This is a genomic window from Actinospica durhamensis, from assembly GCF_018139695.1.
Taxonomy (GTDB): Bacteria; Actinomycetota; Actinomycetes; order Streptomycetales; family Catenulisporaceae; genus Actinospica; species Actinospica durhamensis.
The window spans coordinates 1-24,378 of record NZ_JAGSOG010000119.1 but is presented as its reverse complement, the minus strand read 5'-3'; the positions used below and the strand labels follow the sequence as shown (position 1 = coordinate 24,378).

Sequence of the window (24,378 nt, the reverse complement as noted above, 5' to 3'; positions counted from 1 at the left end):
TGACACGGAAGGCTCCTGAGACCGGTGTTGCGTAGAGAACACCACCAGTAACAGGAGCCTTCACACTGCCGCCTGACTGACCATCAGGCGAGACGAGCCGAGCCACGGAAGAAGCGGGACACCTTCTGAGCCCCGCGACGGCGCCGGGGTCGAATCGCCGGCCTCGCGTGCCGCGCCGAGTTCGCGGATAGCGTCGAGCAGATCGGCGTGCCCGGCGGACAGCCCGGCGAGATAGCCGGTCCAGTACGCCTCGAGCAGCGCCCGGCGCCCATCGGTATCGGCCTCATCCCCGCCGGCGACCTCCAGGGACAGTTCGTGCCCGCGCTCGAGTTCCTGCTCGGCGGCGTCCTGGCTGATCGTGCCCTTCTTGCTCCACTTCCGGGCCAGCGCGGCGCGCGTCTGCGTCCACCCCTCGGCCAGGATCGTGCTGACCAAGGACTGGGTGCCGGGGAGCAGGAACGTCAACGGGTCCACGGGGTGGCCTCTCTCTCCGATCCGGCGGCACCGGTGTCGCAGTACCCGACACCGCGCTCGGCCGCTCGTTCAACCGAGTTTTTCAGATTTCTGATGCCAGCGCCAACGCCAAGCCAAGGCCCGCGCCACCATCACGCCCGCGGAGCACGCCTTTATAGGTGCGTACGCGCCTGCGGCGACGGTGAGGCAGTGCGAGCGGAGTGCCAGTCTCGTTGACCCAGGCGGTGGAAAAGCGCGCGACGGCCGCAGCAGGCCCCTGCCACCATAGGCCGATGCCTGCCCCCACGCCCAACCCCGCCACCGCCCTGCCCGCCTTCGCGCGATCACGCCTGAGCGGACGGATGCTGCGCGGATTGGCCGACAACCCGGCCGCGCCGCCGGAGGTGCTGTCGCGTCTGACGGCCGCGGAAGACAGCATCCGGTTCCTCCTGGCCCGACGCCGCGACCTTCCCCCGCAGATCGCGGCGCTGTTCGCCGCGGACGACGACGTGCGTCTGCGGAGAGAGCTGGCGCCGAACCCGTGCCTGTCCGCCGATGTGCAGGCCGTGCTCGCTGCCGACGCCGACCCGCAGGTGCGCGCAGGCGTTGCGAAGGGCGCCCAGTACTTCACCACCGTCGGCGTTCACGGACGCAAGATTCCGCCGCCGCTGACACGTGAGGTCTACGCACTGCTGGCCCGCGACCCTGAGCCGGAAGTGCGCCAGGCGCTGGCCCGCAACCGCCACCTGCCGCTGGACCTGCGCGTTGCGCTCCTCGATGATGACGACGCGCACACGGCCGCCATCGCGGCCGCGCAATGGCATGCGCCACCCCTCGACTACCTCGACGCGCTGCTCGACCGAATCACCGACGCCTGGGAACGCAGCCTGCTTCTGCAGTTCCTTGATGCCCCACTGCCAACACACACGGCGCACGCATTGCTGGCCGGCATCGACGACACGCCGGCGGACGAGAGCGGCCGAGCCCTACCTCTACTCGAGCAGATCTCTGCCGTCGCCGACCTGGACGCCGATCTGACCAGCCGTTTCCTGGCCTCCCCGAAGCTGCGCGCGGCCGTCGCGGCCAACCCCACGCTCCCGTCCGTGCACGTGGCCGCGCTCGCGCACGATCCGCACAACGAGGTGCGCGCGGCGGTCGTGGCACGCCGGGACCTCGATCCGGTGCTGCGCGAGTCGATCCCCGTCGAATACGACGACGGCAGTTACGAGATTGTCCGCTGGGTGGCGGACGCCGACCTGCCCGAACGCGACAGGCTGGACATCGCCCGGAGTCGCCATCAGATCCTGCGCAAGAGTCTGACGCTGCGCTCCGACCTGTCCGATGAGATCATCGCGATCCTTGCCCGCGACGAGAGCTTCGCGGTGCGGCTGTTCGTGTGCGAACGCCAGCCCTCCGCGCCCGGATGGCTGCTGGCGGAAATCGTCGGACAATGGCACAGCTTCAGCCGCTGGGACATGATCGCGCACGCGAACTTTCCCGCCGACGCCGCGGCCGCGCTGGCCCGCTCGGCCGACTCCACCCACCGTGAGCAGGTCGCGGACCACGCTGGACTGCCGGTCGCGGCGATCGAGGCACTGCTGCGTGACGACGATCCCGGCGTGCGGCGCCGCGCAGCAGCCAACCGCGCGCTTCCTGCGGACTGTCTGATCGTACTGCTGGGTGCCGACGACGCCACGCTGGTCGCGGGGGCCGCCGCCAATCCGAGCCTGCCCGTGCCCGTGATGGGTCACATCCTCGACGCGACAGGGCTCTAGTTGTAGTGGCCAAGAGCCAGAGCTGTCGCGGCGTCAGGAGACCGCGATGATCTGGCCGGTGACGTGCCGGGCCTGCGCAGAGGCGAGGAACGTGATCACCTCGGCGATGTGGTCGGGCTGCGCGACGTGCCGCAGCGGGCTGGCGTCGAGTGCGGCGCGCGCGACGGCCGGGGTGATCCAGCCGGTGTCGGTCGCCGGGGGCTTGACCAGGTTCGCGGTGATCCCGAACCGGCCGAGCTCCTGCGCCGCGGACATCGTGTAGTTCTCCTGCGCCGCCTTCGCCGCGCCGTAGGAGACCTCCTCCGGGAACCCGCCCGCACCGCCGGACGTTAACCCGATGACACGTCCCCAGTCCCCGCCCCGCTCGACGTGCCGGCGGGCGAACTGTGCGATCAGCAGCGCCGGTGCGCGCACGTCCACGGCGAACTGTTGCTCGTACCCGGCCGCCTCCACCGGGCGCAGCCGCCGCCCGAACCGGTCGGCCGCCGCGGGCAGGAAGGTGTCGGGGAGCCAGCCGCTGGCGTTGTTCACCAGGATCTCCACCGGGCCGAACACGGACTCGGCCCAGTCGAACAGCCGCGCCGGCGCCGCCGGATCGGTCAGGTCCGCCTCCAGACATGCCGCGCGGCCCCCGCCGTCCCGGATCCGCGCGACCACCTCGTCCGCGCTCTGCGCCCGCGCCCGGCCGTACTCGGGCGGATACGCAGCGCCCTGATGGGCGGCCGGGTCCAGCCGCAGATAGGTCAGCGCCACCGCACAGCCCTGCGCGGCCAGTGCCTCGGCCGCCGCCGCACCGATGCCGTGGTTCGCACCGGTCACCAGCGCCACACGGCCCTCAAGCCCAGGATCGATCACGGGCCGATCCTGCCGAACCACGCCGCCACAGCACCACCGGTTTACGCCGAACGCAACCGACGCGCGGCGGCGGCCCGGCCGCGTCTGCTTGGATGGCGCCGTGAACGACGTACCCCTCCTGCGCCCAGGCACGACGGCCGTGCGCCGCGACGTGTTCCGCGACCGTGTCTGGACCGAGTCCCCGATGCGGGTGCTGGAGTCGGGCCCTGACGGCGTGTTGACGGCGCTGTGGCCGGGCGTGGTCGTCCAGGCCGCGGCCGACATCGCCGCCGCCCGGCGCGGCGGAGAGCCGGTGATGCGCACCGCGGTCCTCGAGGCGCTCGCCGCCGGGACCTGGCAGCTCGCCCCGTGGGTCTGGGAGATCAACGCGCTCGTCACCCAGCGGTCGAGCGGCCGCTGGTTCACCGTCGGACGCCACTACGGTCCCGACGGCGCGCTACGGGCCTGGTACGTCAACTTCGAGCGCCCGCCGCTGTGGCACGCGACCGGCTGGGACACCTTCGACCTGCTCGTCGACCTGGTCGTGGACCCGGACGGCACGTGGCGCTGGAAGGACGAGGACGAATACACACACGGCCGACGGCTCGGCCTGATCGACGACGTCGAGCACCGAGCCGTCCAAGCCGCCCGCGAGGAGGCGATCGCGCTCATCGAGTCGCGCTCCGGCCTGTTCGGCGAGGCTGCGGCAGGCCCCTGGCTCCCGCAGCCGGCCTGGCCGGACCCCACCCTGCCGTAGCTCAGCCCCGGTTGCCTGCCGCGGCGCCGCCGGTGCCAGTGCTCTCGCCGTCGCCGACGCCTTCGAGCGCGGCGAGATCCTCGCCGCTCAGCCGCAGCCGACCGGCCGCGATGTTCTGCTCGAGATGCGCCAGATCGCCCGTGCCGGGAATCGCGAGCACGTGCGGGCCGTGCGCGAGCGTCCACGCCAGGCGGACCTGCGCCGCGGTGACACCGTGCACACGGGCGACCTGCTGGATGCGTTCGTCCTGTGCGCCGGCCGGGTCGGCGCCGGCCTCGCGCTTCGAGCCGGCGATCGCGAAGTAGGGTACGAACGCGATGCCCTGCGCGCCGCACGCCTCGAGCACGTCGCAGCCCGGGTGCACGTCCACGCTGAACCGGTTCTGTACGGCCACGACCGGCGCGATGGCCTGCGCCTCGGCGAGGTGGTCGAGGCTGACGGAGGAGACCCCGAGGTGGCGCACGAGCCCGGCCTCGCGCAGCTCGGCGAGCGCCCCGAAGTGCTCGGCGATCGAACTCTGCGTCATGCGACGCAGATAGACCAGGTCGAGGTGGTCGCGGCCGAGCTGGCGCAGGTTCGCCTCGACGTGCCCGCGCAACTGGTCGGGCCGGGCGGCGTAGGACGCGCCCGAGGCATCGCGGGCCGGACCGACCTTCGTGGCGATCAGCAGGTCGTCGGCGTAGGGGGCGAGCGCCGAGTTGATCAGCTCGTTCGCCGAGCGCAGGGGAGAGAAGTAGAAGGCGGCGGTGTCGATGTGGTTGACGCCGAGTTCCACCGCGCGCCGCAGCACGGCGGTGACCCGGGCCCGGTCGCTCGGTACGGCGTCGCGGTCGTCGAAGGCTGTGCTGCCGGTCAGGCGCATCGCGCCGAACCCGATCCGCGAGACTGCCATATCCCCGAGCATCCAGGTGTCCGACTGCATACGGTTCTCATCCTTCCGCGTGACATCAGGGGGCACGGCAGTATGCGCAGGTGGCGGGCCGTTCTGCCAGCATCTGCGACAGCATGAAATCTCACATGCCGTCAGGGAACTCGCGCGGAACACGGGTCGTTGATCCATGTGTAGACACCCGGTGCACCTGCCTCGTCCGCACGCACACCGCGGCCCGTCTCCGTACAGGCCATGCAGAGCACAACTGAACAACTCAAGAGTGAAGACGCCTGAATACGTGTCAAATCCGCCGGCGCCCCGGAACCGGCGGGCGTGTCGGCACCTGCCCGTAGGCTCGGGCGGGTGGAGACCGCGAACATCGTGAACACCGGCACCGACCGCTATGACGGCTACCTCGCCCGGCTGGGCCTGGCCCCCCGGTCAGGCCACCACCCGAGCCTTGAGGCGCTCTTCGCGCTGCACCGCGCGCACGCGGAGCGGGTGGCGTACGAGAACCTGGAGATTCAGCTGGGACGGGCCACGAGCGCGGATCCGGACGAGTCGATCGGGCGGATCGTCCGGGGTCGCGGCGGGTACTGCTTCCACCTCAACGGGGCGTTCGGGACGCTGCTGCAACACCTCGGCTACAGCGCCACGCGCCACCTCGGCGAGGTGTGCGGTCAGTCCGCGCCGCCGGAGCGGACGGAACTCGAGGTCAACCACCAGGTGCTGGTGGTGGCGTGCGAGGGCGAACGGTGGCTGGTGGACGTCGGGCTCGGCGACGGGCTCTACGAGCCGATGCCGCTGCGCGAAGGCGCGTCGGTGCAGGGGCCGTTCACCTACCGGCTCGAGCCGTGGGCAGAGCGGCCGGGCGGCTGGCTGTTCCTGCACGACTCGAAGGCGAGCGTGCCGGCGATGGTGTTCGCGCCCGAGCCGGTGCACTGGAGCGCGTTCTCCGCTGCACACGAGCAGCTCTCGACGAGCCCTGACTCGGGGTTCGTGCGGGTGTGCCTCCTGCAGCGGCGCGCGCCCGACGCGACGCTGACCCTGCGGGGCCTGGTCTACGAGCGCGTGGACGGCGAAGGCAGGCAGAAGCGGACGCTCGAGACGGCAGGCGAGTGGTTCGCGTGCGCGGCCGAGGAGTTCGGCCTGCCGCTGACGGACGTCGACGCCGCCGCCCGGGAACGGCTCTGGGGCCGCCTGGCGTCCTCGCACGCCGCATGGCTCGCGGCGGCGAGCGGGCGGAGCGAGGAGTCGGACGCTCCGGACGACTCGACGGCTGAGTGATGCGGGCCACGGTCTGACGCCGCTGTTCTGATGCCGGGCTGATGGCTCGCCGTTCCGTCGTGCGTCGGAGGTCGGTTCCGTCGTATGCCGAGGGTCGTGCGATGCAGGCGGCGCGGCACACGGGAGTGGGCTGTGCCTGAGGCGGTGGTGGCGCCCGCGTCTGACCCGAGGGTGTGGTTGGGCGGCGTGGTTGCGGTCACGGCGGTGCGGGTGCGGACGTCACTGTGCCTGCACCTGCGGGACCTGCTGCACCGCTCATCTGCGTCTGCTGGCGGCTGCGGCTGCGGCTGCGGCTGCGGCTGCGGCTGCGGCTGCGGCTCGGGCCGCGTCCGCGAGTGGGCAGGTGAGTGGGTGCAGCAGGGGCCGCCGGTGCCGCGGACGTCTGTGGGTGAGGCGCGCGCGGTTATGCCGGACGTGGGTAGAGGACGTCGTAGCCGATGAACTCGAACATGCTCTGTGCGGGTTCGAGCACGGTGGGCTCCTCGGTACGGCGGTGCGCGGCGACGGCGAGGTCGATGTCCTCGGGGGTGACGAAGACCTCTTCGAAGCCCTCGCGGGCGAACCATCGCTCGATGTGGGGAAAGAGCGCGGGGTCGGCCTTGCGTCCGCGAGTCCAGATCACCGTGCCGCCGCGGGCGCACAGGGCCGAGCAGATCCGTGCCGTGCGTTCGATGTCGGCGGGCACGACGTTGCCGAAGATGCCGCACAGCAGCACCAGGTGTGCGGGGGCGAGGTCAATGTAGTGGTCGGTCAGGGCGGCGTCGCCGGTGACGACCTCGACGTCGGTCAGTCCGGCCTCGGCGGCAAGTTCGCGGGCGTGGTCGGCGTTGTCGGGGTCGAGCTCGACCAGGCGGGCGCGTACGTCGCGGCCTCGCGGGTGCTCGGCGAGCACGGGGATCAGGTCTAGGCCCCGACCCGCGCAGGCGCTGACCGCGCGCAGCGGGCCGGGCGGGGCTTCGTCGAGGGCGATCCGTATGCACGTGCGGATGGTCTCGAGGCGGCCGACGAACGGGGAGTCGGGATTGTCGTACCGGTCGTGCCAGGTGTTCCAGTCCATGGCGGGATCCTAGGCTTGAGGCGGGTCCGGCTCGCGATATTTTTCCGGCGGATCGGCCGGATCGGGTAACGTCGCTGGCATGGTCGAGAACGTCGGGGCATCGGGCAGCGTGCGCCTGGATGCGTGGATCTGGTCGGTGCGCCTGGCCAAGACCCGCTCCCAGGCCTCGGACGCCTGCAAGGGCGGGCACGTGCGCGTGAACGGGGAGAAGGTCAAGCCCGCGCAGTCGATCAAGATCGGCGACCAGATCCGGGTGCGCCGCTCGGACGGCTGGGAGCGCGTGGTGACCGTGACGCGGCTGATCTCGAAACGGGTGGGTCCGCCGGCTGCGGCCGAGTGCTACTCCGACCAGAGCCCGCCGCCCCCGCCACGCGAGTTCGCCGGCCCGGTCGCGATCCGTGACCGGGGCGCGGGACGCCCGACCAAGCGCGAGCGGCGCGACATCGACCGTCTGCGCGACCGGTGATGCCCCGGGATCGGGCCACGGCCGGGGATCGGGGCATGGCGGCGTCCGCCTCGCCATCGGCCTCGGCCTCGGCCTCCGCGTCGGCGGACATGTTCAGTCCGGTGGCGGCTAGCTGGCTCTCCCAACTCGGGACGCTGCGCCAGACGGTGCGTCAGGAACTGGTGGCACGTCAGCTCGCCGCACATCTGCCTGCTCCGGACGTCCGGCCGGACACGCTCGGCCTCGCGCGCGGGGCCGAGACGGCAGCCGCAGCCACTGAAGAAGGCGGGGCAGCTACCGTCTTCGGGGGAACGACCGGGCGGGCTGGAATTGGTCCTGTGGGGGCGGACGGCACCCTCCCTGCGGCCACGGCTGCGGATGCGTCCGAGGCTGAGGCTGACGGGGTACAGCGGGTGCGGGTGCTTGATCTCGGGTGCGGGCAGGGCACGCAGGCGCTGCGCCTGGCGCGGGCGGGCTACGCGGTGACGGGCCTCGATGGCTCCGAGCCGATGCTCGCGGACTTCGCTCGTGCCTTGGATGCCGAGGACGAGGCCGTGCGCACTCGGGTTGCGCTGGTGCGGGGCGAGGTGACGGAGGCGGCCGACCGCTTCGGGCCGGGTGCGTTCGACGTGGTGCTGTGTCACGGCGTGCTGATGTACCTCGCCGATCCGGGGCCGCTGCTCGACTCGGTCGCACGGGTACTGGTGCCGGGCGGGCTGCTTTCGTTGTTGGTACGCAACGGAGACGCGACGGCACTGCGGCCTGGGTTCGCCGGGGACTGGACGGTGGCGGCTGCGGCGTTCGACGGGTCGGGCTACCGCAACCGGCTCGGCGTGGACGCGCGGGCGGACCGGCGTGAGGAGTTGACCGCGCAACTCGCCGAGCGCGGTCTGGACGTCGAGGCCTGGTACGGCGTCAGGGTGCTGACCGACTACGCGGCCGACGACGCGCCGGTGCCTGCAGACCCGGATGAGCTCGCGCTGCTGCTCGAGTGCGAGGAGCGTGCGGGCCGGACGGACCCGTACCGAGCCATCGCGGCCCTGACGCATCTCATGGCCCGTCGCCGCAGCTCAGGCGATAGTGCAGAAGGCGGGTAAGACCGCAGATCAGATGGCCGGTCAGGACGCGAGTGACCGCGGCGTCAGCCGAAGTCGGTCGAAGTCTGTGAGCGAAGCCGATGGTGGCTGACGCGGCCGCGGGCGCGCTCGACGGTGATGGTCGGCGGTGTGCAGGCAGGACGACAGCAGCGGCGGGTCGAGCGGGCCCCGGGCGAGCCGGGTCTGGCATCAGAGGGCAGCGGGGCGGCTGAGGGGCATCTGTGGGGCGGCTGGGTGCCGCATGCGGGCCGACGGACGGAGGAAAGGCGCCGGCGCGACGATGCATCAATCCCGACCCATCCGGCGAGGAAACGGTGCCCGTGGGCCCGGAGCGCGTAACGGCACGCGCGGGGTCGGGCGGCGTCGGCTACCGTCGGAGGCATGAGCGAGTCCGAGTCCGTGCGCCACACCACCGTCGTCCCTCCGGTTCCGCACGTGCCCGCGTCGGGGCGGATGCCCGCGCTGTATCTGAGTCACGGGGCGCCGCCGTTGGCCGACGATCCGGTGTGGCCGGGGCAGTTGGCGGCGTGGTCGGCGGCGTTGCCGCGGCCGAGGGCGGTGCTGATGGTCTCCGCGCACTGGGAGGACGCGCCGCTGGCGCTCGGGGCGGTGCGCACGGTGCCGCTGGTCTACGACTTCTGGGGCTTCCCGCGGCACTACTACGAGGTCGAATACGCGGCGCCAGGCGCGCCGGAGCTGGCCGAGCAGGTGCGGGCGCTGCTGCGTACGGCGGGGCAGCCGGTGCAGGACGTGCCGGACCGGGGGCTCGACCACGGGGCGTACGTGCCGCTGGTGGAGATGTATCCGCACGCGGACGTGCCGGTGCTGCAGATCTCGCTGCCGAGCCTGGACCCGGTGGCGCTGTTCGAGGTCGGGCGCAAGCTCGCGCCGTTGCGCGATGCCGGGGTGCTGATCGTCGGCAGCGGGTTCTTCACGCACAACCTCAGGGCCCTGTCCCGGGACGGGCAGGTGGCGTCGGTGATGACCGAGTTCGACGCGTGGGGCCGCGAGACGCTGGACGCGGGTGAGATCGACGCGCTGCTCGACTTCGAGCACCGGGCTCCGGCCGCGCAGGCGGCGCATCCTCGCACGGAGCATTTCGCGCCGCTGTTCGTCACGCTCGGGGCCGGGGAGGCGGACTTGGGGACGCAGCGCAGCGTGATCGACGGGTTCTGGATGGGGCTGGCCAAGCGCTCGATCCAGCTCGGCTGATCGGTTGATCCGCTGAGGTAGCCGCGGCACTCATCCCGGAGGCGGTCGCCCCAGGGGCGGTCACGCCGGGCCGGCGCGGAGCCGCGTCCGTGCCGTGCGGCGGCGGCCCGCGCCGAGGGCGGGGGTGTTGCGGCTGGCGCTAGGGTGGGCGGGTATCGCCGCCCGCCGTGCGCGTAAGGGAGCCTGGAGACCGTGACCGCCGACCGTCCGCTGCTCAACCGCCGTCTCGCCGAGTTCGGTACGACCATCTTCGCGGAGATGTCACAGCTCGCGGTGGAGACCGGCGCGATCAATCTGGGGCAGGGCTTTCCCGACACCGACGGGCCGGCTCCGGTGCTCGAGGCGGCGCGGCGCGCGATCGCCGAGGGGCGCGGGAACCAGTACCCGCCTGGGCCGGGGATCCCGGAGCTGCGCCGGGCCGTCGCGGCGCACCGGGAGCACTGGTACGGGCTGGTCTACGACCCGGACCGGGAGGTGCTGGTGACGGCCGGGGCGACGGAGGCGATCGCCGCGGCGATGCTGGCGCTGCTCGAGCCGGGCGACGAGGTGATCGCGCTCGAGCCGTATTACGACTCGTACGCGGCGTGCATCGCGATGGCCGGGGCGCGCCGGGTGCCGGTGACGCTGCGTCCGGTCGGGGACCGGTTCGTGCTCGATCTCGACGAGCTGCGCGACGCGGTCACTCCGCGCACCCGGCTGATCCTGCTCAACACCCCGCACAACCCGACCGGCGCGGTGCTGCCGCCGGAGCAGCTGGCCGAGATCGCGCGGCTGTGTGTGGAGCGCGACCTGCTCGCGGTGACCGACGAGGTCTACGAGCACCTCGTGTTCGACGGCGCGGTGCACCAGAGCCTGGCCTCCCTGCCCGGGATGCGGGAGCGCACGGTCGCGATCTCCTCGGCCGGCAAGACGTTCTCGGTGACGGGCTGGAAGGTCGGGTGGGTGTGCGCGAGCCCGGCGCTGACCACGGCGGTGCGCACGGCCAAGCAGTTCCTCACCTACGTCAGCGCCGGCCCGTTCCAGTACGCGGTGGCCGAGGCGCTCGCGCTGCCGGACGCCTACTTCACCGCGTTCACCGCGGACCTTCAGGCCAAGCGCGACCTGCTGGCCGCGGCGCTCGCGGACGCCGGGTTCGGGGTGATGCGCACGCAGGGCACGTACTTCCTGACCGCGGACATCCGCCCGCTGGGCCTGCCCGGGCCCGAGGGCGCGGACGGCGAGGCGTTCTGCCGGGCGCTGCCACACCGCGCGGGCGTGGTGGCGATCCCGAGCCAGGTCTTCTACGACCACCGCGCCGCGGGCGCCCCGTACGTGCGCTTCGCGTTCTGCAAGCGGCCCGAGGTGCTGGCCGAGGCCGCCTCGCGGCTCAAGGCGCTCGCCCACTGAGACCGCTGGGCCTCAAAGCCCAGGCACGGGCGCGGGCCGGATCACTGCCGCAGCCGCAGCCCGACTCCGGCCGGTGCCTCGTCGACCGCCATCAGGCCGTCGGTTGTCCGGTCATCCGCGCTCGGCGAACGCGGCCTCGATCTGGTTCCGGTCGGCTCCGCCCGCCAGCAGGACGCGCAGCAGGATCCGCGCCTTGTACGGGTCGAGCCGTCCGCCGTTGATCAGGCCTCTGCGTTGCAGGTCGGCTTCCGCGCCGGGTGCGCCGTAGGTGTTGCGCAGTACGGGCCCGGCGCCGGTGCGGGAGGTGAGCACGACCGGGATGCGCTCGGCCAGCTCGCCGAGGGTCGGGGCGATGCGTCCGGGTACGTGTCCGACGCCGCATCCGGCGACGACCAGGCCCTGCACGGTCGGGGCGAGCGCGGCCAGAGCGAGGTCGTCGTCCTCGTCGAGCACGACGGTGTGCACCGCGACGCGTACCGCGGCGAACGCCTCGGCCAGTGCGTCGACACCTAGCGCGTCACGGGGCGGCGCGTCGGTGCCGGGGGCGGGCAGGGGCTTGTGTCGCGGCGGGTGGGTGAGGATGCGTACGCGGTCTTCCTCGAGGTGTCCGACGGGTCCGGTCTCCAGGGAGCGGAAGGTGTCGGTCGCGGTGGAGTGGGTCTTGCGGACCCAGCGGGCGGCGTGCAGGTCGTCGTTGAACGCGACGAGCACGCCCAGGTCCCGGGCGGCCGGGGACGCGGCGGCGCGCACGGCCGCGAGCAGGTTCGCCGGGCCGTCGGCGCCGGCGAGCGTCGGGTTGCGCATCGCGCCGGTGAACACCAGCGGCGCCTCGTGCGCCCAGAGCAGGTCGGCGAGGAACGCGGTCTCCTCCAGCGTGTCGGTGCCCTGCGTCACCACGATCCCGCGAGCGCCGGCCGCGACCGCGTCCCCGCCGCGGCGTACCAGGTCGGCGATCTGGGCGAACGTCAGATCCGAGCTCGGGGTGCGCGAGACGTCCTCGATGCGCAGCGTGGCACCGTTCTCCTCCAGGGACTGCGCCAGCCCGGGCACGCCCGCAGCCAGCTGCTCGCCGGTCAGCCGCGCCACCACTGTGCTGCCGACCCCGGCTCCACCGCCGTCCGTGGCACCGTCTGCCGGGCCGCGGGTCGTCCCGGCCATGGCGATGGTGCCGCCCAGGGTGTAGAGCACGATCTCGCCTGGCATCGCAGACCTCTTCCGTTTCCGTCCGTGTTCAGAGCCTCCCGCGCCGCGTGGGCGCGGGTTTAGGATCACCGTATGCGTATCTCCGTGGCCACCGACAGCCGCGATGGCGTCGCCCCGCTCCTGCCGGCGCTGCTCGAGCAGTTCGGGCACGAGGTCACCGTGCACGGCGCGCTCGCCCCGACCGCCGAGAGTCCCGCCGAGAACGCCGCGGCCGAGCGTGAAGCCGCTGAGGCGGCGTCGGTGTGGTCGGCCTATGCGCGGGCGGCCGCGTTGGATGTGGCCGAGGGGCGGGCGGAGCAGGCTGTGGTGGCGTGCTGGACCGGGACGGGCGTGTCGATCGCGGCGAACAAGGTCCGGGGGATCCGGGCCGCGCTGTGCACGGACGCCGCCACCGCGGCCGGTGCCCGCCGCTGGAACGACGCGAACGTGTTGGCCCTGAGCCTGCGTCTGCTCTCGGGGCCGGTGCTCGCCGAGATCCTCGAGGCCTGGTTCGCGGCCGGGCCGAGCATCGACCCGCAGGACCTCGCCGCCATCGGCCTGCTCGAACCCACCCCCGATACCGCGGACACACCCGACGCCGCCGACGCGCCCGGCACACCTGACGCTCCGTAGCCCGGCCCGTGCTCGGCGGATCTGCTCACCGTGCCCCGGTTGGACCGATGCGCATCCAGGTGGTGCCGCGGGCGCGGATCCACAGGAACACCAGGCGCGCGAGCGTGAACATCCCGATCGCGCCCCACAGCCCGGCCAGGCCCCAGCCGACCCCGAGCACCAGCGCGACGGCGCCGAGGAACAGCGCCGTGCACGCGAGGGACGCCCACGCCAGGTACGTGGCGTCGCCGGCGCCGATCAGGACTCCGTCCAGGACGAACACGACTCCGGCGACGGGCTGGAACAGCGCGGCGATCAGCAGGGCCGGGATCAGGGCGTGGCGCACGGCCGGGTCGTCGGTGAACACTCCGGCGAGCACCGGGCTGAGCGCGAGCAGCCCGAGGCCCGTGATCATGCCGAACCCCAGGCCCCACCGGTTCATCCGCGCCACCACGACCCGCACCTCCTGAGTGCGCCCGGCGCCGAGTTCGTGGCCGACCAGGGCCTGGGCGGCGATGGCGAGCGCGTCGAGGGCGAGCGCGAGGGTGGACCACAGGTTCGAGGCGATGGTGTGGGCCGCGAGCGCGACCGTGCCGAGCGACCCGGCCGCCCACACGCCGGCGAGCAGGTAGATCCGCAGCCCGATCGTGCGGGTGAGCAGGGCCGCGTTTGCGGAGAGTGAGGCGCGCAGCGACTGCCACTGCGGGCGCGGGGTGACGTGTTCGGCCCGGCAGGCGCGGCGCGCGGAGCGCACGTAGACCAGGGCCATACCGGTCTGCACGGCCGCGGTTCCGGCCGCCGAGCCCGCGATGCCCCACCCGGCCGGGTAGACCAGCAGCCAGTTCAGCACGGTGTTCGCCACCGCGGCCACGCCCGCGACCACGAGCGGGGTGCGCATGTCGTGCAGCCCGCGCAGCAGCCCGGTCGCCGCCAGCACCACCAGCATCCCGGGCAGACCGGCCGAACTCACACGCAGATACGTCTCGGCGGAGGGCGCGGCCGCCGCGGTGGCGCCCAGAACCCGCACGATCGGGCCCGCGGCCACGGCGCCGATCACGCCGAGGACGAGTCCGAGGCCGGCCGCGAGGTACATCCCGTCGACGCCGCGCGCCAGCGCCTCGCGCCGCCGCCCGGCCCCCATCAGCCTGCTGACCTGCGCGGTCGTGCCGTACGCGAGGAAGACGCAGACGTTGACCAGGGTGCTCAGGGCGGCGCCGGCGGTGCCGAGGCCGGCCAGCTCGGCCGGGCCGAGGTGCCCGACGATCGCGCTGTCGGCAAGGACGAACAGCGGCTCGGCCACCAGCGCGCCGAGCGCGGGCAGCGCGAGCGCGAGGATCTCCCGGGCCGAGACGTGGGCCGCGTCCGCGAGGGCCGCGGCGCCCGCCGGGCTCTCGGCCCCACCCTCGGGCAGCTCGGCCGTAGGCGGTCCGCCCGACGAAACGGCGCCGCCAGGAGCCTGGCCCTGAGGTGTTGCATCGGGCGCGGTGTCATCGGCGTCACGGCTGCCGTGGGCGCGGGCCGCGTCGTGCGACCCGGCCTGCGCGGGCGGCGGCCGGCGGGCGGGGTCAGGAGTGGGGGCCACGATTCCGGATCATCCCATACCGAGCAGTCCGGAGGCCGTGGCCTGCCGGACCGTCAGCCCTCGCCGCACCCGCGGCCTGCCGCCGGGCTGCGCGGGCTCACCGCGGTGCGCTCACAGCTGCTCGCGGCGGTCCGACTCGAGACCCTCGATGATCGAGGCGATGTGCTCGGGGTCGGGGTAGATGTCGGTGTACTCGTATCCGGCGATCGTGCGCGGCCGGTCCACGCCCAGATCCACCCGCAGCAGGTCGTCTCCGGCGACGCCGTGGCTGATCCAGTTCCCCGTCACCCGCAGCCGCGACCGCATCGAGGGCATCGCCATCACGTGGTAGCCGCGGGTCGCGATCTGCGCGGGCACGCCCGAAAGCGGGATGCCGAGGGGCTTTGCGACCGCGCGCGGCCCGCCGAGGTCGACGACGAGGCCGAGGTCCTTGTGGTAGTAATCGCGCGGCGGCCGGCCCTGCATCGCGGCCACGACGTTGTCCGCCGCGACCTTCCCCTGCCGCATCGCGTGCTGCGCGGTCGGCGGGCACACCGCGTTCTCCACGCCCTCGCGCTGCTTGGCCAGGTCCGGCACGGCCGCGCAGTCCCCGAGCGCGAACACGCCCTCCCAGGCCGGCAGCCGCAGGTCCGCGCCCACCACGACCCGGCCGCGCACGCTCTCGCCGAGCCCGCGCACCAGCGGCGAGGCGGCCACCCCGGCCGTCCACACCAGGGTCTCGGTCGGCAGCACCGACCCGTCGGTCAGCTTCACCTCGCCGTCGGACACGGACGCGACCGACGTGCCGAGCCGGAAGTCGACACCCCGGTTGATCAGCATGTGCTGGGCCTTGGTGCCGAGCTCGTCGCCGAGTTCCGGCATGAGCTTGTCGGCCAGGTCCGCGAGCGTCCAGCGGATCATGTCCGGGTGCAGGCCCGGTATCTTGCGCGCCGCGGTCTTGGTCAGCTCCAGCAGGCACGCGCAGGTCTCGGTGCCCGCGTATCCGCCGCCGACGACGAGGAACGAGCAGCGCCGCCGCTTCTCCTCAGCCGTGCCGGCCGACGCGGCGAGTTCGAGCTGCGCGATGACGTGGTCGCGCAGGCTCAGCGCCTGCTTGAGCGTCTTCATGCCGCGCGCGTGCTCGGCCAGGCCCGGGATGTCGAAGGTACGGGTGACCGAGCCGGGACTGAGCACGAGATAGTCGTAGCGCAGCGCCTCGTCCTCGCCGGTGATCTTCTTGACGTAGAGCGTGCGCGCGGCCAGGTCCACCCCGAGCGCGCCGCCCGGCACCCGCACGGTCCGCTTGAGCAGCCGGGCGAGCGGCGTCGCGACGGAGGTGGCGCCGAGCACCCCGGAGGCCACCTGCGGCAGCAGCGGCAGATAGAGCGAGTGCGAGGTGGGGTCGACCAGCATGATCCGGGCCTCGCGCGGCCCGAGCCGCCGTTCAAGCCGGCGTACGCAGGCCAAGCCCGCGAACCCGGCCCCCACCACGACGATCCGCGGCACTCTGGCCGCCTGCGCCTGCGTCATCGCTCCCGCCGCCTAACTTCCGCCGTGATGTGGTCCCTACGGCTTCAGCCTCGCCCGCCCCGCCCCGGCCCGCACCTCGGGGCGCGCCCCGGCTAGGCCGACGGGGGAGAGCCGTGCACCCGGGGAACCCGCAGCACACACAGCACACACAGCACACACGGCATCGACGCGCAGACTCAACGCAGGCTCACGCCGACGGCGGCCACGCTCGCCGTGACGGGCGTGCGTCGCCAGCCCCGGCGCGCCTGCCGACCCCCGCCCGGCTCTGCCCGTTCACACGTCCACCCGTCTCCCCGTCACTCCGCCGTGGCGCCCGCGCCCTCCGCTCCCACCCGCACGGCGACTCCGGCGACCTGCCGCAGCGCGCGCGAGGTGCGTGAGGCGCGGATCGCGGCGCGCTGTTCGCGGGCGGTGGCGTCGATGTAGTTCTGGCTCGTGGTCAGCGACGCGTGGCCGAGCAGCCGCATGATCTCCACCGCGCTCGCGCCGTCCTCGGCCAGGCGGGTGGCGAAGGTGTGGCGCAGCGCGTGCACCGACGCGCCGGTCGGGACCTGCCCCGACACCCCGGCCTCCCGGTAGGCCCGGCCGACGAGGTACTGCAGGGCGCCGCGGCCGAGGCGTTCGCCGTCGGTGCCGACGAACAGCGGCTCGTTGCGTGCCGCCTCCCGCCCGGCGCGGCGTGCGGCCCGGGAGGCGAGGTAGTCCTCGATGACGGCTTCGAGTTCCGGTTCGATCGGGACGGCGCGTTCCTTGCCGCCCTTGCCGCGCACGGTCAGGATCCGTTCTCCGCGCCGGCCGCCGAGGCTGGAGACGGCCAGTTCCAGCAGTTCGCTCGAGCGCAGGCCCGCGCACAGCAGGACCGCGAGCACCGCGAAGTCGCGTTCCGGCCAGGGCGCGCGCCGCCGCTCCTTGTCGACCGGCGCCGCGGCCGAGGCCAGCAGCAGCTCCGGGGTGTCCTCGCCGCGCAGCGGCTTCGGGTACCGGTGCGGCGCCTTGGGCCGGCCGACCGAGCCCATCGGGTTGCCCGGCGCGAGCTCGTCGGCGACCAGGAACGTGAAGAACTGGTTCCACACCGACCACGCCCGCCCGACCGAGGAAGCCGCGCGCGGCTGCGCGAAGTCGGCGAACGCGGCCCGCAGCGCCCGCCCGGTCACCTTCTCCAGGCCCAGCCGGTCCGCGTCCTCGTATCCGCCGTGGCGCGCGAGCAGCTCGCCGACGCCCTCGAGGTCGCGCCGATACGCGGCGAGCGTGTTCGCGGACTGTTTCAGTGCGACCCGGGAGCGCAGGAACTCCGCTATGGCCTCCCCGAGCGACATGCCCCCGGCCACCGACGTGCCCGTCCCCGACCCGCCGGCTTCGGCGGGCTCACCGCGCACGTCCCGGCCATCGCCGTCGTCCATGCCGTCACCTCTTTCCCCGTTGATCCCCGATTCCCGTGCCTGGGTTCGCGTTCATGTGCCGATTGTGCCCGCGGGTTCCGACAATTCCGGCGTCCGCTGTCTCTGACGGCGCGTCACCGCACGTCAGAGGCCTTCCGTACCGTCGATCGCGGCGTTCCCGGCCCCTGTGTCCGTCGCCCTCGTGTCGGGCGCCTTCGTGTCCATCGCTTCGAGGTGGGCGATCTCGTTCATGAGCAGCCCGTGGATCCACTCCCACCGCCCGGCGAAGGAGACCGGGTCCATGCCTCGGCTGGGCATCTCCACGTACATCAGCAGCGCGAGGTGAAGCCGGTAGAGGGCGAGTCGGCGCAGCTGGGCGTCGGTGAACCGGGCCGGCTCGCCGCTGGCCGCGCGGTATCCGGCGAGGAACGGATGGTCCGGCTCGTTCTCGATCCGGCGGCCCAGGGCGGGGGAGACGAAGTCGACCAGCGGGTCGCCGTACAGGAACCGTTCGCCGTCCACGATGCCGGTCAGCTGCAGCGCGCCGTCGGGCCCGGGGGCGGCGAGCACGTTGCCGTCCCACAGGTCGAAGTGCACCAGCGCCGCACGCTCGACCTGCGCAAGCACGTCCCGGTTGCGCCGCACGAGCGCGCGGATCCGCTCGGGCGAGGCCGGCAGCTGCACGCCCCAGGTCGCCGCGTCCTGCAGCAGCGACTCGATGATCGCGGTGAACGCCTCGGGCCAGGTTGCGGCCTGCGGCCGGACCCCGCCGTCGTACCCGAACCGGCCGTCCGGCGAGGTGATCGTGTGCACGCGCGCGAGCAGCGCCCCGAGCTGTTCACGCACCGGCGCGCTCGGATCGGCGGCGGCTGACGCGTCGGCATCAGCTGCGTCCGCGGGTTCGGTATAGAGGTGCAGGTTCTTGCCCGGCAGCAGCGACGTGAGCATCCACTCGCCCTCGAACGAGAGCCCGTCCGCATACTCGTCGCCCGTGGGCGCATCCGCGCTGCCGCCGTGGGCCAGGAGCGTGGCCAGCGGGGCGTCCGGCAGCGCGCGGCCGATCTGCGCGAGGTACCGGGCCTCGGCGCCGATCATCCCGTGTTCGTAGCGCAGCAGCCGGACGGAGGGGGCGGGCCCGACCTTGAGCACGACCTCGTTGCCGTCGCGCAGCGAGACGCGCACGACCGCGGCGAACTCCCCGCCGCTGAGCCGCTCCCACCCGGCCACCTCGGCGCCCGGCAGTCCCGCCGCGACCAGGCGCGCCACCACGGCGTCGTCCAGGGCACGGCGGGTCGGGCTCACGTGTGCGCTCGCGCCGCTCTTGGGCACCTCAGCCGTCTGATCCGTCTCACCCGCCGCGTCCGCCTCGACGCTCGGCTGCTGTCGCACCGTCATACCGTCAGGCTAGCGTCAGGCCCGGGACAAGGGCGCGGGCCGCATCTCCTTACGCCGCAGAACCGTCGCGCACACCTGGCGGCCCCGTGCGGTTCACCCGCGCGTGATATGCGTGGAGCGCACACGTCCACGTACAGGTATTGCGGGCAGCACAGCGAGGGAGATCACATGGGCGCCACGGACTGGTTCACGCGGGCGCGGCTCGCCGAGTTCGCGCGGTACTGCGCCGTCGGGCTCGGCGTCTTCGGGCTCGACACCGGGACCCTGATCCTGCTGCACAGCCGCGCCGGCATGCCGCTCGCGCTCGCCACCGCGCTCGCGTTCGCCCTCGCCTCGCTGATCAACTTCGCGCTCAGCCGCCAGTGGGTGTTCGCGCAGGCCGCGAACGGCGCCACCCCGCGGGCGGCCCTGGTCCGCTACACCGTCGTGATCGTCATCGGGCTGCTGGCCACCGCCGCGATCGTGCCCGCGCTCGCCGGCGCCGGCCTCGACTACCGGATCGCCAAGACCCTCGCGTCCGGGCTCGTGGGCCTGGGCAACTACCTCGCGTTCCCCAAATGGGTCTTCCGTCGGCCCGCCTGACCTGCCCGTCTCCACCCATACGGTCGCGAACTCAGCGCGCCGCACCGCGTACCTGGCCCCGGCGGGCCCTAGCCTGGTCCCGTGGAGCACGCACCCGCGCACCCGGCCTCCGGGATCATCCGCACCGAGCGTCTGACCAAGGTCTACTCCGGAGCCGACTTCTCCGCCGTCGACCAACTCGACCTCGACGTGCGCCCCGGCGAGATCTTCGGCCTGCTCGGCCCCAATGGCGCGGGCAAGACCACCACCGTCGGGATGCTCACCACCCGGGTGCTGCCGACCTCCGGGCGCGCGTACATCGGCGAGGTCGACGTGGTGGGCCGCCCCGCCCTGGCGAAACAGCTGCTCGGCGTCGTCTCGCAGCAGAACACCCTGGACCGGCAGCTGACCGTCTGGGAGAACCTCTACTTCCACGGCCTGCTCTTCGGCATCCCGCGCCCCGAGTCGCGCCAGAGCGCGGACCGGCTGCTGGAGCGTTTCCACCTGGCCAAGTGGGCCAAGGCGTCGGTGTTCGCGCTCTCCGGCGGCATGGCCCAGCGCCTGATGGTCGCGCGCGCGATCCTGCACCGGCCGGCCGTGCTCTTCCTGGACGAGCCGACCGCCGGGCTCGATCCGCAGTCGCGCCTCGCGCTGTGGGAGATCCTCGGCGAGCTCAACGCCGACGGCCAGACCATCCTGCTCACCACGCACTACATGGAGGAGGCCGACCGGCTCTGCGAACGCGTCGCGATCATGGACCACGGCCGGATCCACGCGCTCGGCACCCCCACCGAGCTCAAGCGCGGCGTGGACGCCGACACCATCGTCACGATGAAGGCCGCCGGGGACCTGCACGCGCTCGGCGAGGCCCTGCGCGCCGAGGTCCCGGGCGTGACCCGGGTGCGCACCGCGGGCGTCGGCCTCGAACTGCACCTGCGCGGCGCGGCCGGCTCGCTCGCCCGGATCGTGACCGCGGCCGAGACCGCGGGCTTCGAGGTGGCCGACCTGTCGGTGGCCGAACCGAGCCTGGAGGACGTGTTCATCGGGCTGACCGGGAAGGAGTTGCGGGACTGATGACCGCGCCCATCGAGGAAACGCAGGACACCCAGACGCAAGACGCGCCGGACACGCAGGGCACCGGCACCCCCGCCCCGAGCCTGCTCGCGCGCCCGATCCGCACCACACCGACGCGCTCGACCGCCGCCGCGTCCCGCACGGCGCTGCGGGCGTTGATCCTGCGTGACCTGACGGTGTTGCGCAAGAACTTCGGCGAGTTCGTCGCGCGCACGCTCGTGCAGCCGTTCCTGCTCGTGTTCGTGTTCTTGTACGTCTTCCCGGCCATCGGCCAGGGTATCGGCGGCGGGGGAGGATCGGCCGGGGAGTCGGCGTTCGCGACGGTGCTGGTGCCCGGCGTCGTCGGCATCACGATCATGTTCCAGGGCATCCAGGCCGTGGCGCTGCAGCTGTCCGCGGAGTTCGGCTACACCCGCGAGATCGAGGACCGGGTCCAGGCGCCCTGCCCGATCTGGCTCGTCGCGCTCGCCAAGGTCCTGTCCGGCGCCGCGCAGGGCGTGATCTCGGCGCTGATCGTCTTCCCGATCGCCGCGGTCGTGCACGCGCGCGGCGTACACGCTGACCTCTCGTTCCACTGGTGGATCGTGCTGACCCTGATCCCGCTGTCCTGCGTCGCGATGACCTCACTCGGCCTGCTGCTCGGCACCAGCTTCGAGGCACGTAACATCGGCCTGATGTTCGGCTTCGTCGTGCTGCCGCTCACCTTCCTCGGCGGCACCTACTACGAATGGACCAGGCTCGCGCCGGTGAAGGTCGGCGGGTTCCCCTGGCTGCAGACCATCGTCCTGATCAATCCACTGATCTACATCAACGAGGGGATGCGCGCGGCCCTGACCGAGGCTCCGCACATGCACCTGTACATCGTCTACCCGGTGCTGATCGGCTTCCTCGTGCTCTTCCTCGGCCTCGGCCTGCGCAACTTCCGCCGCAAGGTGGTCTCCTGACGCGCGGTCTCCCGACGCGGCCCGGCCGGGCCCCCGTCAGCTCCCGGGCTTGGCGTAGTCGGCGTAGCCCTGCCAGTCCAGCACGACGCACGCCTCCGTGCCCTCTACCCAGGCGTCGTGCCCCGGCGGGATGACCATGAGGTCGCCCGGGCCGAACGTGTCCTTCTCCCCGTCGTCCATCACGATGGTGATGCGCCCGGAGACGACGTACCCAGTGTGCGGGGCCTCGCAGCTGGCGGTCTTCGCGATCGGCTTGACGTGCTCGGACCAGCGCCAGCCGGGCTCGAACACGGCGCGTCCGACCGGCGCCACGGGAAGGTTGACGAGGTCGAGGTGTCCCTTGCCGTCCTCGAACGGCCGCACCTCGTCCGGCTCGTCGAGACTCTTGCGTATCAAACCGGACATGAGTGCCTCCCAAGGAGGGTGAGCGTTCTCGATTCCAGCCACTTTCCAGCCAAGTCCGGTCCGACGGCGATGTCCAGGTGGGGCAATCGGCCATTCGGGTGAAATGCGGACACTCTCCGTCCTCTCGGGCCGTCTCGGGCATCAGTCATCAGCGTCCTGGCGATGCGGGGCCGCAGCGAATCAGGGGCCTTCGTAAACTGCCATTTCTGCGTATCTTTGCGGGGGACACATCAACCGACGCATGCTCACTACGGGCTGCCACGAACGAAGAGGGGTTCTCGTGGCCATCGACACCGACAAGCACTCTGCCACCCGACGCCGCGCGCTGTTCGCCGGAGCCGCCGGCATAGCCGGCGCGGCCGCGGCCGTCAGCGCGGCACCGGCGCAGGCGGCCACCGCCGTAGCCCCGGACACCGCCACCCTGGACTGGTACAACGTCAAACTCCTCGGCGCGGTCGGCGACGGACAGGCCGACGACACCTCCGCCATCCAGGCCGTGCTCAACTCCGCCGCCGCGACCGGCGGAACCGTCTACTTCCCGGAGGGCACCTACCGGATCACCCCGGCGGCCCGCACCGGCACCAGCCTGCCCGGCGCGAGCGCGGTGGGCCTGACCGTGCCCAGCAACGTCAACCTCCGCGGCAGCAACCAGTACGCGAGCACCCTGCTCAAGCACTCGGCCGGCACCCTGCTGGCCGTCTCCGGCACCGGACCGAGCCCCGACACGGGCAACAGCACCCACACCCAGTACTGCACGATCAGCGACCTCGGCCTGTCCGGGGGAAACAACACCGGCCTGCTGCTCGAGATGTACTACTGCGACGTGATCACGGTGCGGGACGTGCTGATGCAGAGCAACAACGACATCTGCGTCGACACCGCCGAATGCTGGGACAGCCGCTTCTACAACGTCGTCATCGGCGGCTGCACCGGCACCGCGGGCAGCACCACCCAGCCCGCCATGTGGATCCGTTGCTCGGCCGCAGCCAGCGGCACCTGGGGCTATTCCGGGGACACCAGCAACCAGATCCACCTGCTCGGCTGCCGGTTCGAGGCCTTCGGCACCGGCGCCCTCGCGATCGGCCACGGCACCGGGTCGAGCAGCGGCGTCAACAGCATCTACCTGACCGACTGCAAGTTCGAGTCCTCCAGCATCCAGAGCACCACGCCGTTCCTGTCCGTGGACTCCTCGAGCCGCGCCGTGCACGCCACCGACATCTACTGCTACGCCAACGACTTCGCCAACACCGCGCCCGCCGGCACCAACCCGCCCTCGATGATCACCTGGCAGGCGCAGGCCAGCAGCCTCAGCAACGTCCTGATCGCCAACGGCTCCACCACCGCCTCCATCGCCAGCGGCGTCACCGTCTACGCGGCCGCGAACGACACCGCCGTACTGCGCAACGTGGTCGGCAACTACGCGCTCGCACCGACCGGCGCCCACATCTGGCAGGCCAGTTCCCCCGGCGCGTTCTCCTTCGACAACTGCTACGCCAACTCCCTCGCCGTGGCCTTCAACGGCACGGCCCCCACCGTCTTCGCCCCCGGCAGAGCGGTACCCCAGATCAACGGCACCGTCTCGGACGCCTCCTTTGCCACCACCCCGGCCAACGGCACCATGGCCGTCAACACCACGGCCAAGACCCTCTGCATCCGCGTCAACGGCACCTGGCTCTCGACACCGCTGAGCTGAACGACTGATTCTGTTGATTCGGCTGATTCATCTGATGAGCTGACGCGCCGACGCGCTAACGGCGGGGGAGCTCGGCCGGTGATTCCGGCCGAGCTCTCGTCAGCGCTCACTTCAGTCGAGCACCGGCGCGTCGATCGGCACGCACTCCGCCCACGTCGCACGGGCCGCGACGAGCTGGCGCCAGGGCCGCAGCACCCGCGGCGCCATACCCATGGCCAGCACACCGGCCAGGCATCCGCCGGTGCGGTAGGCCGCGACGAACCGCCGTTCGCCCACGTCACCCTCGACCAGCGCCACCGCGTCGTGGCCGCGCAGGTAGCCGTGGGCCTGGATTCGCAGGTCGAACTGGTCCGACCAGAAGTACGGCACCGGCGCGAAGGGCTTGGGCGCCTGCGGATTCAACACGTTCCGCGCCACCGCCACGCCCTGCTCGGATGCGTTCGTACGGTGCTCGAGGCGCATGTCCACCCCGTAGAGAGGGTTGTGCCACCGCGCCACGTCACCCACCGCGAACACACCCGGGGCCGCCCGGCAGCACGCGTCGCACACGAGCCCGTCCCGCAGCATCAGGCCACTGCCGCGCAGCCACTCGGTGTTCGGGATCGAACCCACCGCCACCAGCACCTCGTCCGCCTCGACGCACTCGCCGTTCGCAAGCAGCACCCCACCCTCGGCCACCGACGCCACCGCCACCCCCGTACGCAGGTCCACTCCGTGGTCCCGGTGTGCCTTCGCGACCGCCTCGCCCACCCGGCGCCCGACCGCATGCGCGAGCGGAACCGCAGCCGGCTCCAGCACCGTCACCTCCACACCGGCCGAACGCACCACGGACGCAGCCTCGGCACCGAGAAAACCCGCACCCACCACG

Annotated in this window: 23 protein-coding genes; 12 read left to right on the top strand and 11 right to left on the bottom strand. The window is 72.5% G+C overall.

What is annotated here, in order from left to right; all coding sequences use genetic code 11:
- Nucleotides 1–60: 60 nt before the first annotated feature.
- Nucleotides 61–474, bottom strand: coding sequence for a hypothetical protein (locus KDL01_RS22195; protein ID WP_212530492.1), 414 nt, complete (start codon nucleotides 472–474; stop codon nucleotides 61–63).
- A 272-nt stretch (nucleotides 475–746) separates the two neighbouring features.
- Between KDL01_RS22195 and KDL01_RS22190 the strand changes: the two genes are divergently transcribed.
- Nucleotides 747–2,228: a hypothetical protein gene (locus tag KDL01_RS22190; RefSeq protein ID WP_212530491.1), complete on the top strand. Its 1,482-nt coding sequence runs from the start codon at nucleotides 747–749 to the stop codon at nucleotides 2,226–2,228.
- Nucleotides 2,229–2,261: 33 nt separating this feature from the next.
- Here KDL01_RS22190 and KDL01_RS22185 read toward each other — a convergent pair whose 3' ends face one another.
- Nucleotides 2,262–3,083, bottom strand: a complete 822-nt coding sequence (locus tag KDL01_RS22185) for an SDR family NAD(P)-dependent oxidoreductase (protein ID WP_212530490.1) — start codon at nucleotides 3,081–3,083, stop codon at nucleotides 2,262–2,264.
- A 100-nt stretch (nucleotides 3,084–3,183) separates the two neighbouring features.
- On the opposite strand from KDL01_RS22185, the gene KDL01_RS22180 reads away from it, so the two are divergent.
- The gene (locus KDL01_RS22180) at nucleotides 3,184–3,819 is read left to right on the top strand and encodes a ribonuclease FAU-1 family protein (RefSeq protein ID WP_212530489.1); all 636 of its coding nucleotides are present in this window, start codon (nucleotides 3,184–3,186) and stop codon (nucleotides 3,817–3,819) included.
- A 1-nt stretch (nucleotide 3,820) separates the two neighbouring features.
- Here KDL01_RS22180 and KDL01_RS22175 read toward each other — a convergent pair whose 3' ends face one another.
- A complete protein-coding gene (locus KDL01_RS22175; RefSeq protein WP_212530488.1) occupies nucleotides 3,821–4,741 on the bottom strand; it encodes an aldo/keto reductase in 921 nt (306 codons plus the stop codon).
- A 312-nt stretch (nucleotides 4,742–5,053) separates the two neighbouring features.
- On the opposite strand from KDL01_RS22175, the gene KDL01_RS22170 reads away from it, so the two are divergent.
- Nucleotides 5,054–5,977 carry an arylamine N-acetyltransferase family protein gene (locus KDL01_RS22170; protein ID WP_212530487.1) on the top strand — a complete coding sequence of 308 codons (924 nt, stop codon included), beginning with the start codon at nucleotides 5,054–5,056 and terminating at the stop codon, nucleotides 5,975–5,977.
- A 403-nt stretch (nucleotides 5,978–6,380) separates the two neighbouring features.
- Here KDL01_RS22170 and KDL01_RS22165 read toward each other — a convergent pair whose 3' ends face one another.
- On the bottom strand, nucleotides 6,381–7,034 hold the full coding sequence (locus KDL01_RS22165) for a class I SAM-dependent methyltransferase (RefSeq protein ID WP_212530486.1): 654 nt from the start codon (nucleotides 7,032–7,034) through the stop codon (nucleotides 6,381–6,383).
- A 79-nt stretch (nucleotides 7,035–7,113) separates the two neighbouring features.
- Between KDL01_RS22165 and KDL01_RS22160 the strand changes: the two genes are divergently transcribed.
- From KDL01_RS22160 to KDL01_RS22145, 4 genes are all read left to right on the top strand, one after another.
- Nucleotides 7,114–7,500: an RNA-binding S4 domain-containing protein gene (locus KDL01_RS22160; protein ID WP_212530485.1), complete on the top strand. Its 387-nt coding sequence runs from the start codon at nucleotides 7,114–7,116 to the stop codon at nucleotides 7,498–7,500.
- A 308-nt stretch (nucleotides 7,501–7,808) separates the two neighbouring features.
- A complete protein-coding gene (locus KDL01_RS22155) occupies nucleotides 7,809–8,576 on the top strand; it encodes a class I SAM-dependent methyltransferase (RefSeq protein ID WP_438801980.1) in 768 nt (255 codons plus the stop codon).
- A gap of 453 nt (nucleotides 8,577–9,029) precedes the next feature.
- Complete coding sequence (locus KDL01_RS22150) at nucleotides 9,030–9,788, top strand: dioxygenase family protein (protein ID WP_368861628.1); 759 nt, start codon at nucleotides 9,030–9,032, stop codon at nucleotides 9,786–9,788.
- A gap of 192 nt (nucleotides 9,789–9,980) precedes the next feature.
- On the top strand, nucleotides 9,981–11,174 hold the full coding sequence (locus KDL01_RS22145; protein ID WP_212530482.1) for a pyridoxal phosphate-dependent aminotransferase: 1,194 nt from the start codon (nucleotides 9,981–9,983) through the stop codon (nucleotides 11,172–11,174).
- 111 nt (nucleotides 11,175–11,285) lie between these two features.
- On the opposite strand, the gene KDL01_RS22140 is transcribed toward KDL01_RS22145, so the two are convergent.
- The gene (locus KDL01_RS22140) at nucleotides 11,286–12,377 is read right to left on the bottom strand and encodes an asparaginase (RefSeq protein WP_212530481.1); all 1,092 of its coding nucleotides are present in this window, start codon (nucleotides 12,375–12,377) and stop codon (nucleotides 11,286–11,288) included.
- 72 nt (nucleotides 12,378–12,449) lie between these two features.
- On the opposite strand from KDL01_RS22140, the gene KDL01_RS22135 reads away from it, so the two are divergent.
- A complete protein-coding gene (locus KDL01_RS22135) occupies nucleotides 12,450–12,989 on the top strand; it encodes an RpiB/LacA/LacB family sugar-phosphate isomerase (protein ID WP_212530480.1) in 540 nt (179 codons plus the stop codon).
- 25 nt (nucleotides 12,990–13,014) lie between these two features.
- Here KDL01_RS22135 and KDL01_RS22130 read toward each other — a convergent pair whose 3' ends face one another.
- From KDL01_RS22130 to KDL01_RS22115, 4 genes are all read right to left on the bottom strand, one after another.
- Nucleotides 13,015–14,550 (bottom strand): MATE family efflux transporter, encoded by a 1,536-nt coding sequence (locus tag KDL01_RS22130; RefSeq protein ID WP_212530479.1) that lies wholly within the window; start codon nucleotides 14,548–14,550, stop codon nucleotides 13,015–13,017.
- Between the two features lie 111 nt (nucleotides 14,551–14,661).
- Nucleotides 14,662–16,059 carry an NAD(P)/FAD-dependent oxidoreductase gene (locus KDL01_RS22125; RefSeq protein WP_212530478.1) on the bottom strand — a complete coding sequence of 466 codons (1,398 nt, stop codon included), beginning with the start codon at nucleotides 16,057–16,059 and terminating at the stop codon, nucleotides 14,662–14,664.
- Nucleotides 16,060–16,355: 296 nt separating this feature from the next.
- Nucleotides 16,356–17,375: a tyrosine-type recombinase/integrase gene (locus tag KDL01_RS22120; RefSeq protein WP_438801979.1), complete on the bottom strand. Its 1,020-nt coding sequence runs from the start codon at nucleotides 17,373–17,375 to the stop codon at nucleotides 16,356–16,358.
- A 207-nt stretch (nucleotides 17,376–17,582) separates the two neighbouring features.
- Nucleotides 17,583–18,833 (bottom strand): phosphotransferase family protein, encoded by a 1,251-nt coding sequence (locus KDL01_RS22115; protein WP_212530476.1) that lies wholly within the window; start codon nucleotides 18,831–18,833, stop codon nucleotides 17,583–17,585.
- Between the two features lie 168 nt (nucleotides 18,834–19,001).
- Between KDL01_RS22115 and KDL01_RS22110 the strand changes: the two genes are divergently transcribed.
- The 3 genes from KDL01_RS22110 (at nucleotide 19,002) to KDL01_RS22100 (ending at nucleotide 21,412) form a co-directional block, all read left to right on the top strand.
- On the top strand, nucleotides 19,002–19,415 hold the full coding sequence (locus KDL01_RS22110) for a GtrA family protein (RefSeq protein ID WP_212530475.1): 414 nt from the start codon (nucleotides 19,002–19,004) through the stop codon (nucleotides 19,413–19,415).
- An 81-nt stretch (nucleotides 19,416–19,496) separates the two neighbouring features.
- Nucleotides 19,497–20,468 carry an ATP-binding cassette domain-containing protein gene (locus KDL01_RS22105; protein WP_212530474.1) on the top strand — a complete coding sequence of 324 codons (972 nt, stop codon included), beginning with the start codon at nucleotides 19,497–19,499 and terminating at the stop codon, nucleotides 20,466–20,468.
- A complete protein-coding gene (locus KDL01_RS22100) occupies nucleotides 20,468–21,412 on the top strand; it encodes an ABC transporter permease (RefSeq protein ID WP_212530473.1) in 945 nt (314 codons plus the stop codon). Before KDL01_RS22105 ends, KDL01_RS22100 begins: the two co-directional genes overlap by 1 nt.
- Nucleotides 21,413–21,448: 36 nt before the next feature.
- Here the strand turns inward: KDL01_RS22100 and KDL01_RS22095 are convergent, their stop codons facing one another.
- Nucleotides 21,449–21,817 carry a cupin domain-containing protein gene (locus KDL01_RS22095; protein WP_212530472.1) on the bottom strand — a complete coding sequence of 123 codons (369 nt, stop codon included), beginning with the start codon at nucleotides 21,815–21,817 and terminating at the stop codon, nucleotides 21,449–21,451.
- Nucleotides 21,818–22,097: 280 nt separating this feature from the next.
- On the opposite strand from KDL01_RS22095, the gene KDL01_RS22090 reads away from it, so the two are divergent.
- Nucleotides 22,098–23,510, top strand: coding sequence for a glycosyl hydrolase family 28-related protein (locus KDL01_RS22090; protein WP_212530471.1), 1,413 nt, complete (start codon nucleotides 22,098–22,100; stop codon nucleotides 23,508–23,510).
- A 111-nt stretch (nucleotides 23,511–23,621) separates the two neighbouring features.
- On the opposite strand, the gene KDL01_RS22085 is transcribed toward KDL01_RS22090, so the two are convergent.
- A partial coding sequence (locus tag KDL01_RS22085) for an NAD(P)/FAD-dependent oxidoreductase (RefSeq protein WP_212530470.1) occupies nucleotides 23,622–24,378 on the bottom strand: 757 nt, incomplete at its 5' end.

Excerpts from the sequence above, each read along its gene's own strand:
- KDL01_RS22150 (WP_368861628.1), top strand. The coding sequence starts at position 9,030 with ATGCCCGCGCTGTATCTGAGTCACGGGGCGCCGCCGTTGGCCGACGAT.
- KDL01_RS22100 (WP_212530473.1), top strand. The coding sequence starts at position 20,468 with ATGACCGCGCCCATCGAGGAAACGCAGGACACCCAGACGCAAGACGCG.
- KDL01_RS22190 (WP_212530491.1), top strand. The coding sequence starts at position 747 with ATGCCTGCCCCCACGCCCAACCCCGCCACCGCCCTGCCCGCCTTCGCG.
- KDL01_RS22115 (WP_212530476.1), bottom strand. The coding sequence starts at position 18,833 with ATGACGGTGCGACAGCAGCCGAGCGTCGAGGCGGACGCGGCGGGTGAG.
- KDL01_RS22125 (WP_212530478.1), bottom strand. The coding sequence starts at position 16,059 with ATGACGCAGGCGCAGGCGGCCAGAGTGCCGCGGATCGTCGTGGTGGGG.
- KDL01_RS22140 (WP_212530481.1), bottom strand. The coding sequence starts at position 12,377 with ATGCCAGGCGAGATCGTGCTCTACACCCTGGGCGGCACCATCGCCATG.
- KDL01_RS22175 (WP_212530488.1), bottom strand. The coding sequence starts at position 4,741 with ATGCAGTCGGACACCTGGATGCTCGGGGATATGGCAGTCTCGCGGATC.
- KDL01_RS22160 (WP_212530485.1), top strand. The coding sequence starts at position 7,114 with ATGGTCGAGAACGTCGGGGCATCGGGCAGCGTGCGCCTGGATGCGTGG.
- KDL01_RS22110 (WP_212530475.1), top strand. The coding sequence starts at position 19,002 with ATGGGCGCCACGGACTGGTTCACGCGGGCGCGGCTCGCCGAGTTCGCG.
- KDL01_RS22135 (WP_212530480.1), top strand. The coding sequence starts at position 12,450 with ATGCGTATCTCCGTGGCCACCGACAGCCGCGATGGCGTCGCCCCGCTC.
- KDL01_RS22095 (WP_212530472.1), bottom strand. The coding sequence starts at position 21,817 with ATGTCCGGTTTGATACGCAAGAGTCTCGACGAGCCGGACGAGGTGCGG.
- KDL01_RS22165 (WP_212530486.1), bottom strand. The coding sequence starts at position 7,034 with ATGGACTGGAACACCTGGCACGACCGGTACGACAATCCCGACTCCCCG.
- KDL01_RS22120 (WP_438801979.1), bottom strand. The coding sequence starts at position 17,375 with ATGTCGCTCGGGGAGGCCATAGCGGAGTTCCTGCGCTCCCGGGTCGCA.